Below are 14,008 nucleotides of genomic sequence, written 5' to 3'. Positions count from 1 at the left end.
GCTGTGAACCGTTCTTCCTCCCCTGGCCTGGATACGCTGCTGCAGCGTCCTTCCACCCGCGCCCTGTCCGAACCGCTGCGGCAGGCCCTGTTGTCGTGCTGGCAGCAGCCCGACGTGGCGCACGCGCCGCGCCTGCCTTGGCCGGTGTTGGCCGACACCCTGGATTCCCTGGCGCTGCTGTCCGCCGACGAGAGCGTGATCATCGCCGCGCTGCTGTTCGACTTGCCGGGCCTGCGCGCGCGGGTGGCCGAGCTGCCGCTGGGCGGCATGGCCGCGGCGGTCACCGGCCTGCTCGATGGCCAGGACGCCGCCGACCAGGTGTGGGCGCTGCATGCCGGGCGCGACGCCGGGCGCAACTCCGAGGGCCTGCGCCGCCTGCTGCTGTCGATCATCCACGACCTGCGCGTGGTGCCGATCCTGCTGTCGCGGCAGCTGGCCTGCATGCGCGCGGCCGACAAGCTGCCCGACGAACAGCGCCGCGCACTGGCCCAGCTGACCCGCGACATCCACGCGCCGCTGGCCAACCGGTTGGGCATCTGGCAGTTGAAGTGGGAACTGGAAGACCTGGCGTTCCGTTTCCTGGACCCGGAAACCTACCGCCACATCGCCCGCGAAGTGGACGAGACGCGCATCGCGCGCGAGCGCTACGTCGAAGCAGTGAAGCGCAAGCTGTCCGGTGCCCTGGCCGAACAGGGCATCCCCGCCGAGGTCAGTGGCCGCCCGAAGCACATCTACAGCATCTGGCGGAAGATGCAGAAGAAGCACCTGGCCTTCGAGCAGCTCTACGACCTGCGCGCGGTGCGGGTGATGGTCGACGACGTGGCCGCCTGCTACGCCACGCTGGGCGTGGTGCATGCGCTGTGGACGCCCATCCCCAGCGAGTTCGACGACTACATCGCGCGGCCCAAGGCCAACGACTACCGCTCGCTGCATACCGCGGTGATCGGCCCGGAGGGGCGCACGATCGAAGTCCAGATCCGTACCCATGAAATGCATGCCCAGGCCGAACTGGGCGTCGCCGCGCACTGGAAGTACAAGGAGGGCGGCAAGGGCGCGGAGAAGGCGTTCGACCGCAAGATCACCTGGATGCGCCAGCTGCTGGAGCAGGCGCAGGACCCGGCCGCGCCGGAGGACCTGGCCGGCGCGCTGGATGCCGAACTGGTCGAGGACCGCGTCTACGCGCTGAGCCCCAAGGGCGAGGTGATGGACCTGCCGGCCGGGGCGACGCCGCTGGACTTCGCCTACCACGTTCACACGATGGTCGGGCACCGTTGCCGCGGGGCGAAGATCAACGGCCGCATCGTGCCGTTGACCTACCACCTGCGCAGTGGCGATCGGGTCGAGATCCTGACCGGCAAGGAGGCCGATCCCCGTCGCGACTGGCTGTTGCCGGCCAACGGCTTCCTGGCCAGCAACCGCTCGCGCGAGAAGGTGCGCTCGTGGTTCCACAAGCTGGATCGTGCGCGCAACGTGCAGGCCGGCCGCGACCTGCTGGACCGCGAACTCAAGCGGCTCGGCCTGCAGCAGGCCGACCTGGCGACCGTGGTGCGGCGCTTCCACGCCGAGAGCGTGGATGACCTGTACATCCAGGTCGCGCTCGGCGACACCGGCCCCAACCAGGTCAGCCGCGCGCTGCTGGAAGCGGAGAAAGCGGCGCAGGCACCGGCCGCGCCGCCGCCGTTGCCGCGTCCCACCGCGCGACGCGGCAGCACCGGCAAGTCCGATTTCACCGTGCAGGGCGTGGGCAACCTGCTGGTGCAGTTGGCGCGCTGCTGCCAGCCGGTGGCCGGCGAACCGATCCAGGGCTACATCACCCGCACCCGCGGCGTCACCGTGCACCGGGCCGACTGCGTCGCGCTGGCCCGGCTGGCCGCCGCGCACCCGGAGCGGGTGCTGCCGGTGGAGTGGGGGCGCACCGGCTCCGGCTACGAGGTGGACGTGATGGTGCGTGCGGTCGACCGGCGCTGGCTGCTCAAGGACATCACCAACCTGATCGCCCAGGAAGACGCCTACGTCACCGAGATCAACAGCGACAACCTGCGCGAAAGTGGCCGGGTGCAGTTGCGCCTGCGCCTGAAGGTCAGCGACTACGGCCAGCTCTCCACCTTGCTGGGCAAGCTGGATGCATTGCCGGGCGTGGACGACGTGCGCCGCTTGGGATGATGCCGCGCGCCCTGTCCGGCAGCGGGCAGGTGCGCGCCTCACGGGAAAACACGGCAGGGCACGGCAGGATGGCCGTCATGCCCCGACAGGTATGCTGGAACGCATGGAGAATTGGCGGCACCGCTGCAGGCAGGGACTGGAAACGCTCGGCGACACGCTGCGGCTGTATGGCCGTTGGTGGGTCGCGCGTGGTTGGAACAGTCCGCGTGCGTGGCGCTCGATCGGCCTGGGCGTGGCGGCGTTGGCGTTGCTGTTGACCCTGCTGCGGCAGCCGTTGGCCGATTGGTTCTGGCCGGAAACACGCATCCAGCAGTTGCTCGATGACGGTCGCCGTGCCCTGGCGCAGGGGCGGCTGACCGCCCCGGATGGTGACGGGGCCCGCGAACTGTTCGCCGCGGCGGCGGCCCTGGACCCGGACCGGCGCGACGTGCAGGACGCCTTGGTGCAGACCGGCCAGGCGGCGTTGGCGCAGGCACGCCGGCAGATGGGTGCCGGCCAGTTGGCCGCGGCACGTACGTCGCTGGAGCTGGCACGGCAACTGCAGGCGCCTTCGGCCGAGATCGAGCAGATCGAACGCGCGCTGCAGCATGGCAGCCGCGAGCAGGACGGCGTGGAGCAGTTGCTGCGCGATGCGGAGGCCGCGCACCTGGCTGGCAGCCTGGACGACGGGCCGGACAGCGCGCTGCCGCTGTACCAGCGCGTGCTGGCGGTGCAACCGGACCGCATGCAGGCGCTGGAAGGGCGCGATGACGCGCTGTCCGACCTGTTGGCACGGGCCTCGGGTGATGCCAACGAAGGACGGCTGGCCGACGCGGCGGCGCTGCTGCAGCGGGTGGAGCGTTATGACCCCGGCCATGCCGAACTGCCGGCGGCCAAGGCGGCGCTCAATGCGGCGTTGGAACAGCGCGCCCGGCAGGGCGAGCGCGAACTGGCGCGTGGACGGTTGGCGCAGGCTGCCGAATCGTTCCAGAAGGTGCTGGCGGTGGGAGAGGACGCGGCCGCGCGCCGTGGCCTGCAGCGCATCGCGGTGGCACAGGCACAGGAGGCCACGCGCCTGGCCTCCGACTTCCACTTCGGGCAGGCCGAGGCGGCGCTGGCGCAGGCCCGCGCGCTGGCCCCGGACAGCACCGAGGTGGCCGCCGCAGAGCAGGCGGTGCAGCGCGCGCGCGACGCACGCCAGTCGATGGAAACCCCCTTGTCCAACGCCGAGCGCGAGCGGCGCCTGAAGCGCCTGCTCGCGCAGTTGCAGGAAGCCGAGGCGCGCGAGCAGTGGTTGTTGCCACCGGGCAGCAGCGCCTATGACCGGTTCAAGGCAGCGCAGGCGCTGGCGCCGCAGGATGCGCGGGTGCGGCGCGCCGCTGCCCGGATCCAGCCGGCGGCCCGGCAGTGCATGGAAGACAACCTGCGCGGCAATCGACTGCGTGCCGCGCGTACCTGCCTGGATGCCTGGCAGGCGTTGGCGCCGAGCGACCCGGCGCTGGCCCCCGCGCATCGGCGCCTGGCCCAGCGCTGGCTGGCCGTTGGCAGCGAGCGGCTGGGCATGGGTGACACCGCGTTCGCCGCGCAGGCCCTGCAGCAGGCGCGCCAGATCGACCCGGGCACGCCGGAAATCCACGCGTTCGCCGAACGCGTGCGCTCGGCCGGTCCGGGGCCCTGAGCCGCGCCGGGCGGCGTCAGTCGAAGAACACCCGCGTGACCGCCGCCTGGGCGGCCTCCATCGAGAAGTGCCGGGCGATGTTGTGCAGGCCGTTGTCGGACAGGCGCTGCCACAGCACCGGATCGGCATACAGCTGCACTACCGCATCGGCGAAGGGCTGCGCCTCATCGGCCACGCGCACGTCCTGGCCATCGCGCAGGAACATGCCCTCCACGCCGCAACTGGTGGCGACCACCGGCTGGCCATGGGCCATGCTCAGGTTGACCTTGCCCTTGACCCCGGCGCCATAGCGCAGCGGTGCCACCGCGAGGCGGGCCTGTTCCATGTACGGCACCACGTCCGGGACATAGCCGTGCACGATCACGCCAGGGCAGGCGGCGGCCAGCGCCTGGATGGCCTCGGGCACGTCCGCACCGATGCAGTGGAAGCGGACGTCGGGCAGCTGTGCGCGGACCCGCGGGAACACCTCGCCGATGAACCACTGCATCGCGTCCAGGTTCGGCGGGTGGCGGAAGCCGCCGACGAACACCAGGTCGTGGCGCTGCGCGTAGGGCAGGCCGTGGCCGGCCACTTCATGCAGGTTGGACACCAATTCGACCCGGACCTGCGGCGCGTCCACGCGCAGCTGCTCCTGTTCGGCGGCACTGACCAGCAGGGTGATGTCGGTGGCGGCCATGATCGCCAGCTCGCTGGCGCGGGTACGCTCGGCGCCACGCAGCAGGCTGGCGTCGCCGGCCACTTCGGCACCGCGGCGCTCGCGCAGGTAGTGCAGGTCGACGGTATCGAACACGGTGCGCGCCTGCGGCGCGAACTCGCGGACCAGCGCCAGGCACTCGTTGGCGACGTGGTAGCGCACCATCATCACCACCGCGAAGCGCTTGCCGTTGTCGCGCAGCCAACTGCCGATGCCGCCCAGGAATGGTGCGTGCCAGACTTCCACGCCCATCGCCTGCAAGGCTTCGGTGGCGCCGCCGGCATGCTCGCCGCGGGTGGGCACGAACACCACATGCGCGCCCTGCGCGAGCAGCATGCGGATCAGGTTGACCTGGCGCAGTGACGCCGAGTCACGGTCCGGGTGCGGCATGGATTCGTCCAGGACCAGGATCTGGCGCTGATCCCGGTGCAGCAGCGCCGGGCCGGGCACGCTGCCGACCGGCAGCTGCCGGCGCAGGGCATCGCGCCACTTGTCGGCGAACACCTGCTGGTTGCGTACCTGGTAGGCCTTGACCCCGCTGCCGGTGTCGGTGCCGTTGCTGGTGCCTTCGTCGTGCACCACGCGGCTGGCCGGCTGGACCAGCATACGCCGGCCGGCGGCGCGCACCTTGAAGGCCAGGTCGGTGTCCTCGTAGTACGCCGGCGCGTAGCGGGTATCCAGCCCGCCAAGCTGTTCGAACAGTGCACGCGGCACCGCCAGTGCCGCACCGGAGCAGTAGTCGGCGTCGCGCAGGCTGGCGTAGCGGGGATCTTCCGGCGATTCGAAGCGGCCGTAGCTCCAGCAGCTGCCATCGTCGAACACCACGCCACCGGACTCCTGCAGGCGGCCATCGGGGTACAGCAGCTGCGCGCCGACCAGGCCGGCTTCGGGAACCCGGGCGAAGGTATCCAGCAGTGCATCCAGCCAGCCGGGCTGGGGAACGGTGTCGTTGTTGAGCAGCACCACGTAGTCGCCGCGGCTCAGGCGCAGGCCGTCGTTGCAGGCGGCGATGAAGCCGCCGTTGCGTTCACGCAGGTGGTAGCGCAGGCCCTGCACCTGCGGCATCCAGGTGGCGGTCTCGTCGCTGCTGCCGTCGTCGACCACCAGGATCTCGCAGCTGGCCGCCGGCGGATGCGCGGCCAGCGCACGCAGGCAGGCCAGGGTGTGGGCACAGTGGTTGTAGACCGGGATCACGATGCTGGCGCGCGGCTGTTCGCTGGCCGGCACGCTGAACGGTGCGAACGGAGCGGCTTCCGGGAAGAACAGCGGCGCGCGCTGCGGCGGCGGCTGGCGGCGGGTATGCACGCCGACCCGGTGCAGGGTGGCGCGCCAGCCACGGGTACGCAGGCTGGCCAGCCCGCGGCGGATCAGGCCGACGATGCGTTTGAGGTGGTAGCGCGCATCGGCCAGCGACATCGACATTCCGGTGGAACTCCAGCTTAAGCAGGGAAGGGCCCGCGACCGCGCCCCGGGGCATGGCTGCGTTAGACTCATTGCAACTCACATTCTCGCATCCCCGTGCCGCCACGCTACGATTCCGACGAGTTCGACGACGATACCGACGACAGCAGTCCGCCGTGGCGCAGCCGCCTGATCACCTGGGGCATGGCCGCCGTCGCACTGGGATTGGGCTTCCTGATCCCCTACACGATCTACCTGAACAACCAGGTCACCCAGCGTTTCGGTGAACTGCGCTGGCAGATCCCGACCCGTGTCTACGCGCGGCCGTTGGTGCTCAGCCCGGGCGTGGCGATGAACGCGGCCACGCTCAAGACCGAGCTGGCGGCCTCCGGCTACCGTGATGACGGCACCGGCAGCAGCCCCGGCACCTACCGCGTGCAGGGCGGCAGCTTCCGCATTTCCAGCCGCGGTTACATCGACGTGGATGGCCGGATCGCGCCGCGCCAGGTCGAGGTGGTGGTGTCTGGCGGGCAGGTGGCTTCGCTGCGTGACGCGGCCGACCGCAAGGGGCTGAAGGCGGCGCGGCTGGATCCGGCGCGCATCGCCACGCTCTATGGCCAGAAGCAGGAGGAGCGCCGCCTGGTGCGGATCTCCGAGACCCCCGAGCTGCTGGTCACCGGCCTTCAGGCGGTGGAAGACAAGGACTTCGCCCATCACCACGGCATCGACATCAGCGGCATCGTGCGCGCGGTGTGGGTGGCCGTGCGTTCGGGCGGTGAAACCCGCCAGGGCGCCAGCACGCTGACCCAGCAGCTGGCGCGCAGTGGCCTGCTCGGGATCGGCAAGGAACAGACGCTGACCCGCAAGTTCAATGAAGTGCTGTACGCGCTGATCATGGAGGCGCGCTACGACAAGGCCACCATCCTGGAGGCCTACCTCAACCAGGTCTACCTGGGCCAGCGTGGCAAGCAGGCCATCCACGGCGTGGCCTCGGGCGCGGAGTTCTGGTTCGGGCGCGACCTCAATTCGCTGACCACCGAGCAGGTGGCGTTGTTGATCGGCCTGGTCAAGGGGCCGTCGTACTACGACCCGCGGCGCAACCCGGACAACGCGCTGGACCGCCGCAACTTCGTGCTCGGCAAGCTGCACGAGAACAAGCTGATCGACGATGCCGAGTACCAGCGCGCACTGAAGGCACCGCTGGGCGTGTCCAAGACGCCGGGCATCGCCGCGGCCAACCGCTTCCCGGCCTACATCGACCTGGTGCGCCGCCAGCTGGGCAACGACTACCCGGAAAGCGTGCTGCAGGGCGCCGGCCTGAACGTGTTCACCGGCATGTCGCCGTCCGCCCAGGCCTACGCCGAAGGGGCGGTGCAGCACACCATCAAGGCACTGGAGAACAAGCGCCGCCCCGAACTGCAGACCGGGCTGGTGCTGACCGACGTGCACAACGGCGACGTGCTGGCGGTGGTGGGCAGCCGCGACGTGTCCGAGCCGGGCTTCAACCGCGCCATCGAGGCGCAGCGCCCGGTCGGCTCGCTGCTCAAGCCGTTCGTCTACCTGCTGGCGCTGGCCCAGCCGGACCGCTTCTCGCTGGCGACCTGGGTCGAGGACACGCCGGTGACGGTCAACCTCAGCCGGGGCCGCAACTGGACCCCGGGCAACGCCGACAACCGCAGCCACGGCACGGTCCGGCTGATCGATGCACTGGCGCGCTCCTACAACCAGGCCACGGTGCGCGTGGGCATGCAGGTCGGCCCGGAGCGGCTGACCCACCTGATCAACGTGCTGGCCGGGCTCAAGGCCGAGGCCAACCCGGCGGTGATCCTGGGCTCGACCGACCAGAGCCCGTACGGCATGACCCAGCTGTACCAGTTCCTGGCCTCCGGTGGTGAAATCCAGCCGCTGCACGCGGTGCGTGGCGTGGTCGATGCGCAGGGCAAGCTGCTCAAACGCTACGACAAGAGCCCGGCCCCGGCGCAGGAGGGCGATTCCATCGCCGCCAACCTGATCAGCGTGGGCCTGCAGCAGGTGGTGGCCAGCGGCACCGCTGCCCGGCTCAATGCCGAGGGCCTGTCGCACCTGCAGGCGGCCGGCAAGACCGGCACCTCCAACGATGGCCGCGACAGCTGGTACGCCGGCTACACCGGCGACCACCTGGCGGTGATCTGGATGGGCAACGACCAGAACGAGCAGACCGGCCTGTTCGGTGCCTCCGGCGCGATGCGGGTGTGGTCGGGCATCTTCCGCAACCTGCCGAGCAAGCCGCTGCGCGTGAACAACAAGGGGCTGGACTGGCAGTACGTGGATGCCAACGGCAACAACGCCACCGACGAAGGTTGCCCGGGCGCGCGCCGCTTCCCGTTCGTGGTCGGCTTCGCGCCGGCGTATGCGCCGTGCAGCCCGCCGGCCGAGGCCGTGCCGGATGCCGGCGAGGGTGGCAGCGAAGGCGGTGGCTGGCGCAGCTGGTTCGGGCTGGACCGCAAGGCGCCTGAACCGGCCTCCACGCCCGCTTCCGAGACGCCTGCGCGATAATGCCGGGCATGAACGTTTCTTCTGCTCTTCGTTTCGCGCTGGCCGCTACGGCGGCCTCCCTGCTGCTGGCGGCCTGCGTGAGCACGCCGCCGTCGCCACCGGTCGTGCAGGACACCACCACGCCGGCCCAGCGCCTGGCCGCGGTGGAGGCCATCGCCGGCGTCGATGACACCGAGTTGTCGGTGCAGCCGCTGCGCGACGCCCAGGTCGATGACCTGCGCGAGAACGCCATCGCCAAGCGCAAGGCCGGTGACCTGGCCGGTGCCGCCGAGGACCTGAACCAGGCGCTGATGCTGGTCGACAACGACCCGGGCATCCTGCAGGAACGTGCCGAAGTGGCGCTGCTGCAGGCCGACTGGGCGCGCGCGGAGACCCTGGCCAAAAAGGCCGTGGACCTGGGTTCGCGTACCGGCCCGTTGTGCCGCCGGCATTGGGCGACCATCGAGCAGTCGCGCCTGGCCCGCGCCGAGAAGGAGAACGCGGTGTCCGCGCACGCGCAGATCGAAGGCTGCACGGTGCCGGGGATCAAGCGGTTCTGACCGCGCCCGGGACGCGGGCAGCGATGCCGCGACGCTGAGTGGCCGGCAGGGCCCGTGCACCGGGTTCCCTCGAACGGTCGTCTCGTCCACTGCTCTCCCGTTCCCCGACACCGGTTCTCCGCGTCAAGGCCATGTCCTCCCTCGCCACCGCCAGCTGTGAAGCCCTCAGCGAAGGCGGCGCGCTCGCCCGCGCGCTGGATGCCTTCGTGCCGCGCCCGGCCCAGTTGCGCCTGACCGGTGCCATCGCCGAGACGCTGCAGCAGCGCGACGTACTGCTGGCCGAAGCGGGGACCGGCACCGGCAAGACCTTCGCCTACCTGGTGCCGGCGCTGCTGTCGGGCCTGAAGACCATCGTTTCCACCGGTACCCGCGCGTTGCAGGACCAGCTGTACCACCGCGACCTGCCGCGCGTGCGCGCCGCGCTGGGGGTCGGCCATCGTGCCGCGTTGCTGAAGGGACGCGCCAATTACCTGTGCCGCTATCGCCTGGACCAGGCGCGTGGCGAGCCGCGCTTCAGCACGCCGGAGCAGGTGGCGCAATTCCAGCGCATCGTGACCTGGTCCGGGCGCACGCAGTACGGCGACATCGCCGAGCTCGATGGCCTGGCCGACGATTCGCCGCTGCTGCCGATGGTCACCTCCACCGTCGACAACTGCCTGGGCACCGATTGCCCGTTCTGGAGCGATTGCTTCGTGGTACGGGCCCGCCAGCGCGCACAGGAGGCCGACCTGGTGGTGGTCAACCATCACCTGCTGCTGGCCGACCTGGCGCTCAAGCAGGAAGGCTTCGGCGAAATCCTGCCTGGCGCGCAGGCGTTCATCATCGATGAGGCGCACCAGTTGCCGGAACTGGCCACCAATTTCTTCGGCGAAGGCTTCGGCATGCGCCCGTGGCAGGAGCTGGCCCGCGACTGCCTGGCCGAATGCCGCAGCGTCGCCGGCGCGCAGGCCACCCTGCAGCAACCGGTGGCGACGCTGGAGCTGGCGCTGCGCGCGCTGCGCGAGGCGATGGAAAAACTGCCGCCGCGCGGCACCCGCTGGCGGGCGATGGCCCAGCCGGAAGTGGCCGACGGCTTCGATGCGGTCAGCGCGGCACTGGCGCAGCTGCGTGACGCGCTGGCGTTGGTGCGCGAGGCCTCGCCGGGCCTGGATGCCTGCCATGCGCGCGCGCAGGAAGCCGTGTCACGGCTGGCGCGCTGGCTGGGCGAGGACCTGCCGCTGTTCGATTTCGAGGCCGACGAGCATGACGCCGCCGGCGTCGACGATGGCAACGACGTGCTCTGGTACGAGCTGACCCCACGGGGGTTCCGCTGCCAGCGCACGCCGATGGATGTGTCAGGCCCGTTGCGCGAGCACCGCGAGCGCTCGATGGCGGCCTGGGTGTTCACCTCGGCCACGTTGACCGTGGACGGCGGCTTCGACCACCTGGCCAAGCGGCTGGGGCTGGATGACCCGGACACGCTGGTCCAGCCCAGCCCGTTCGATTGGCCGCAGCAGGCACTGTGCTATCTGCCCCAGCACCTGCCCGATCCGGCCGCGCGCGGCTATGGCACGGCGCTGATCGCCGCGTTGCGGCCGGTGCTGGAGGCCTCGCAGGGGCGGGCGTTCCTGCTGTTCGCTTCGCATCGCGCGTTGCGCGAGGCCGCCGAAGCGTTGCGCGACGGGCCATGGCCGCTGTTCGTGCAGGGCGAGGCACCGCGCGCCAGCCTGCTGCAGCGTTTCCGTGACTCCGGCAACGGTGTGTTGCTGGGCTCGGCCAGCTTCCGCGAAGGCGTGGACGTGGTCGGCGATGCACTCAGCGTGGTGGTCATCGACAAACTGCCGTTCGCCGCACCGGACGACCCGGTGTTCGAGGCGCGGCTGGACGCGATCCGGCGCGAGGGCGGCAATCCGTTCCGCGACGAACAGCTGCCGCAGGCGGTGATCGCGCTCAAGCAGGGCGTGGGCCGGCTGATCCGCAGCGAGACCGATCGCGGTGTGCTGGTGCTGTGCGACCCGCGCCTGTTGTCCAAGGGCTACGGCCGGGTGTTCCTGGATTCGCTGCCACCGTTCCGGCGGACGCGCGAACTGGCCGATGTGCAGGCCTTCTTTGCGCGACAATGGGGCTCTTCGCTTGAAACCGATGCAGCCGCGGCCATCGCCGCGGGTGTGCCTGACGCCGGCGCGGATCCTGCCGCGCCGCCATTTTCCCTGTCGTGAACGTATCGCCATGAAGCTGCTCGCCTTTGAAACCGCCACCGAAGCCTGTTCCGTCGCCCTGCATGTGGATGGGCAGGTGCTGGAGCGTTTCGAGGTCGCGCCGCGCCGGCATGCCGAACTGAGCCTGCCGTGGGCCGAGCAGTTGCTGGCCGAGGCCGGCGTTGCCCGCAGCCAGCTCGATGGCATCGCGCTCAGCCGTGGTCCCGGCGCCTTCACCGGCGTGCGCCTGGCCATCGCCATCGCCCAGGGCATCGCGTTGGCGCTGGACCGCCCGTTGCTACCGGTATCCACGCTGCAGACGCTGGCGTTGCGCGCACCGGCTGATGCGCCACGGGTACTGGCCAGCATCGACGCACGCATGGGCGAGATCTACGCCGCGCGTTACCTGCGTGATGCGGAGGGTGGGCTGTTGCTGGACGGGCAGGAAGTGCTGGTGGCCCCGGAGGCGTATGAGCTGCCGGACGATGCTTCGGCCTGGTCCGCGGTCGGCACCGGCCTGGGGGCGCTGGAAGGCGTGCTGGCGGCGCGGCTGGCCGGGGGTCTGCTCACGCAGGACCCGGCGGCGCTGCCACATGCGGCGGACGTGCTGAAGATCGCGGTGCCGATGCTGGCCCGTGGCGAAGGCATCGCCCCGGAACGGGTGCAGCCGGCCTACCTGCGCGACAACGTCGCCCTGACCCTGGTCGAGCAGCAGGCGCTGCGCGACTCCAAACGCTGAGCGGGCCGCAGGCAGGACCCCACAGGCAGGGATGGAATCCCCGCCGTCACCGCCTCAGCGGTCGTCGCGCAGCTCGCCACCGGGCAGGAATACCCAGGTGCGGGTGACCTGCAGGATGTCGATGTCATCCTCGGTCCGTGGCAGCGCCGGGAATGGCTGCGCCAGTTCGATCACGCGCAGGGCGGTGGCATCGAGCAGCGGCACGCCGCTGCTGCGCAGCACCCGGCTGCTTTCCACGCTGCCGTCGCGGCGCACGCCCACCGTGATCACCACCTGGCCACCCAGCCGGCGCCGGCGTGCTTCGTCGGGGTAGTTGAGGTTGCCCACGCGCTCGGCGCGGTCCACCCAGGCGCGCAGGTAGTTCGCGTAGGCGTATTCGCGGGTGCTGGCCGAGACGAACTTGCGGTTCGGCCGCTTGGCATATTGCTCCGAGCGCAGGTGCACCTCGGCGGCCAGGCGCGCCATTTCCGCGTCGCGCTGCTCGCGGGCGGTCATCGGCGCATTGGCATCGGGGCGGTCGGGGAGGGGCCGCGACTGCGCATCGGCGACGCGGTCCTGGCCGTGCACGCTGGTGATCACCCGTGCTTCCGGCGGAGGCGGCGCGGCGGCCGACTGCGCCTGCAGCGGCACCGGGGCCAACCCGTCCTGGTTCTGCGGCACCACGCCGGCCTGGCTGTCGCGCGGACGCTGTGCCTTGTCATGGTCGCCGCCGCCCTGCTGGTTGGCCTGGGCGAGGAAGTCGGCCTGCTTGGGCGTCAGTGGCGTGCTGGTCTGGCTGAAGATCACGTCCAGCGTCGGCACCAGCGGCGCGTTGTCGCTGACCGCGAAGCCCACGCCCAGGATCAGCAACCCATGCACCAGCGTGGACAGCACCAGCGTGGCGGTCAGTCGTTGCTGTTCGGTAACGCGTGACGAGGCGGGCAGGCCGGCGGCGGTGGAACTCATTGCGTCAGGCCGGCCTCGATGACGTCGAACAGCTGCCCGGCGATGTTCAGGCCGAACTGGGCGTCCAGCTCGCGCACGCAGGTGGGGCTGGTGACGTTGACCTCGGTCAGGTAGTCGCCGATCACGTCCAGGCCCACGAAGCGCATGCCGCGGCGCTTCATCTCCGGGCCGACCTGGGCGGCGATCCAGCGGTCGCGCTCGCTCAGCGGGCGGCCTTCGCCGCGGCCACCGGCGGCCAGGTTGCCGCGGAACTCGTCGCCCTGCGGGATGCGCGCCAGGCAGTAGTCCACCGGTTCGCCATCGACCAGCAGGATGCGCTTGTCGCCGGCGCAGATGTCGGGGATGAAGCGCTGCGCCAGAGCCAGCTTGTGGCCGCCTTCGGTCAGCGTTTCCAGGATCACGTTCAGGTTCGGATCGCCCGTGCCGCTGCGGAAGATCGAGCGGCCGCCCATGCCATCCAGCGGCTTGAGCACCGCCTGGCCGTGTTCAAGCACGAAGGCCTTCAGCTCGGCGGCGCTGCGGCTGACCAGGGTCGGCGGGCAGCACTGCGGGAACAACAGCGCGGCCAGCTTCTCGTTGAAGTCGCGCAGGCCCTGCGGGTCGTTGACCACCAGCGCGCCGGCCTGCTGGGCGATGCCCAGGACGAGGGTGTCGTACAGGTACTCGCCGTCGAACGGCGGGTCCTTGCGCATCAGCACGATCTGCCCGGGGCCGAACGCCAGCGGCGCGAAGGCACCCAGGGTGAACCAGCCGGCCGTGTCGTCGCGGACCTGCAGCGGCGCCACCTCGGCCATGGCCACGCCCCCGTGCAGGGACAGGCCGCCCGGGCGGACGTAGTGCAGGCGGTGGCCACGGCGCTGGGCTTCCAGCAGCATCGCGAAGGTGGTGTCCTTGGCGATCTTGATGTGGGCGATGGGGTCCATCACCACGATGACGTCTAAAGGCATGGGTCCAATCCGGCAATTCAGACGGTGATGGTAGCCGTTCGTGGCAGGTGCGCCCAGCGCGGGACGGGGCGGGGGTGCCTGAATGGACTTGCGCCATAAATGAGAGGTGCGTCACATGTGAAGGATGTCCGGCCTGTTCCCGTGGACATTGCTTGACAGCAGCCGCGTGGGCTGGGATATAGATGCGCTTTCGCGGCGGCATCGTCGATGC

Annotated in this window: 9 protein-coding genes; 6 read left to right on the top strand and 3 right to left on the bottom strand. The window is 70.6% G+C overall.

Features of this window, described 5'->3' with window-relative positions; genetic code table 11:
- Positions 1-3: 3 nt before the first annotated feature.
- The gene (locus tag ATCM_RS15185) at positions 4-2,163 is read left to right on the top strand and encodes a bifunctional (p)ppGpp synthetase/guanosine-3',5'-bis(diphosphate) 3'-pyrophosphohydrolase (RefSeq protein WP_132865317.1); all 2,160 of its coding nucleotides are present in this window, start codon (positions 4-6) and stop codon (positions 2,161-2,163) included.
- A 103-nt stretch (positions 2,164-2,266) separates the two neighbouring features.
- Complete coding sequence (locus ATCM_RS15180) at positions 2,267-3,820, top strand: hypothetical protein (protein ID WP_243694031.1); 1,554 nt, start codon at positions 2,267-2,269, stop codon at positions 3,818-3,820.
- Positions 3,821-3,836: 16 nt separating this feature from the next.
- Here the strand turns inward: ATCM_RS15180 and ATCM_RS15175 are convergent, their stop codons facing one another.
- Positions 3,837-5,936, bottom strand: a complete 2,100-nt coding sequence (locus ATCM_RS15175; RefSeq protein WP_132865316.1) for a glycosyltransferase — start codon at positions 5,934-5,936, stop codon at positions 3,837-3,839.
- A 96-nt stretch (positions 5,937-6,032) separates the two neighbouring features.
- On the opposite strand from ATCM_RS15175, the gene mrcB reads away from it, so the two are divergent.
- The 4 genes from mrcB to tsaB all read left to right on the top strand — a co-directional run bounded on the left by mrcB (position 6,033) and on the right by tsaB (position 11,905).
- Positions 6,033-8,450, top strand: coding sequence for a penicillin-binding protein 1B (mrcB, locus tag ATCM_RS15170; protein WP_132865315.1), 2,418 nt, complete (start codon positions 6,033-6,035; stop codon positions 8,448-8,450).
- A gap of 8 nt (positions 8,451-8,458) precedes the next feature.
- A complete protein-coding gene (locus tag ATCM_RS15165) occupies positions 8,459-8,989 on the top strand; it encodes a hypothetical protein (protein WP_132865314.1) in 531 nt (176 codons plus the stop codon).
- 131 nt (positions 8,990-9,120) lie between these two features.
- A complete protein-coding gene (locus tag ATCM_RS15160; protein WP_132865313.1) occupies positions 9,121-11,187 on the top strand; it encodes an ATP-dependent DNA helicase in 2,067 nt (688 codons plus the stop codon).
- Between the two features lie 10 nt (positions 11,188-11,197).
- The gene (gene tsaB / locus ATCM_RS15155) at positions 11,198-11,905 is read left to right on the top strand and encodes a tRNA (adenosine(37)-N6)-threonylcarbamoyltransferase complex dimerization subunit type 1 TsaB (RefSeq protein ID WP_132865312.1); all 708 of its coding nucleotides are present in this window, start codon (positions 11,198-11,200) and stop codon (positions 11,903-11,905) included.
- A gap of 54 nt (positions 11,906-11,959) precedes the next feature.
- On the opposite strand, the gene ATCM_RS15150 is transcribed toward tsaB, so the two are convergent.
- Entirely contained in the window at positions 11,960-12,850 is an 891-nt protein-coding gene (locus ATCM_RS15150) for an energy transducer TonB (protein ID WP_132865311.1), read from the bottom strand.
- Complete coding sequence (gshB, locus tag ATCM_RS15145; protein ID WP_132865310.1) at positions 12,847-13,797, bottom strand: glutathione synthase; 951 nt, start codon at positions 13,795-13,797, stop codon at positions 12,847-12,849. Before gshB ends, ATCM_RS15150 begins: the two co-directional genes overlap by 4 nt.
- Between the last annotated feature and the right edge of the window lie 211 nt (positions 13,798-14,008).

It is taken from the genome of Stenotrophomonas sp. ATCM1_4, from assembly GCF_004348115.1.
Classification (GTDB): Bacteria; Pseudomonadota; Gammaproteobacteria; order Xanthomonadales; family Xanthomonadaceae; genus Stenotrophomonas; species Stenotrophomonas capsici.
The sequence above is the reverse complement of the archived record's forward strand: the minus strand, read 5'-3'. Positions and strand labels throughout refer to the sequence as shown.

Coding starts and splice junctions, on each gene's coding strand:
- ATCM_RS15180 (WP_243694031.1), top strand. CDS start 2,267: ATGGAGAATTGGCGGCACCGCTGCAGGCAGGGACTGGAAACGCTCGGC.
- ATCM_RS15175 (WP_132865316.1), bottom strand. CDS start 5,936: ATGTCGATGTCGCTGGCCGATGCGCGCTACCACCTCAAACGCATCGTC.
- ATCM_RS15165 (WP_132865314.1), top strand. CDS start 8,459: ATGAACGTTTCTTCTGCTCTTCGTTTCGCGCTGGCCGCTACGGCGGCC.
- ATCM_RS15160 (WP_132865313.1), top strand. CDS start 9,121: ATGTCCTCCCTCGCCACCGCCAGCTGTGAAGCCCTCAGCGAAGGCGGC.
- tsaB (WP_132865312.1), top strand. CDS start 11,198: ATGAAGCTGCTCGCCTTTGAAACCGCCACCGAAGCCTGTTCCGTCGCC.
- ATCM_RS15150 (WP_132865311.1), bottom strand. CDS start 12,850: ATGAGTTCCACCGCCGCCGGCCTGCCCGCCTCGTCACGCGTTACCGAA.
- gshB (WP_132865310.1), bottom strand. CDS start 13,797: ATGCCTTTAGACGTCATCGTGGTGATGGACCCCATCGCCCACATCAAG.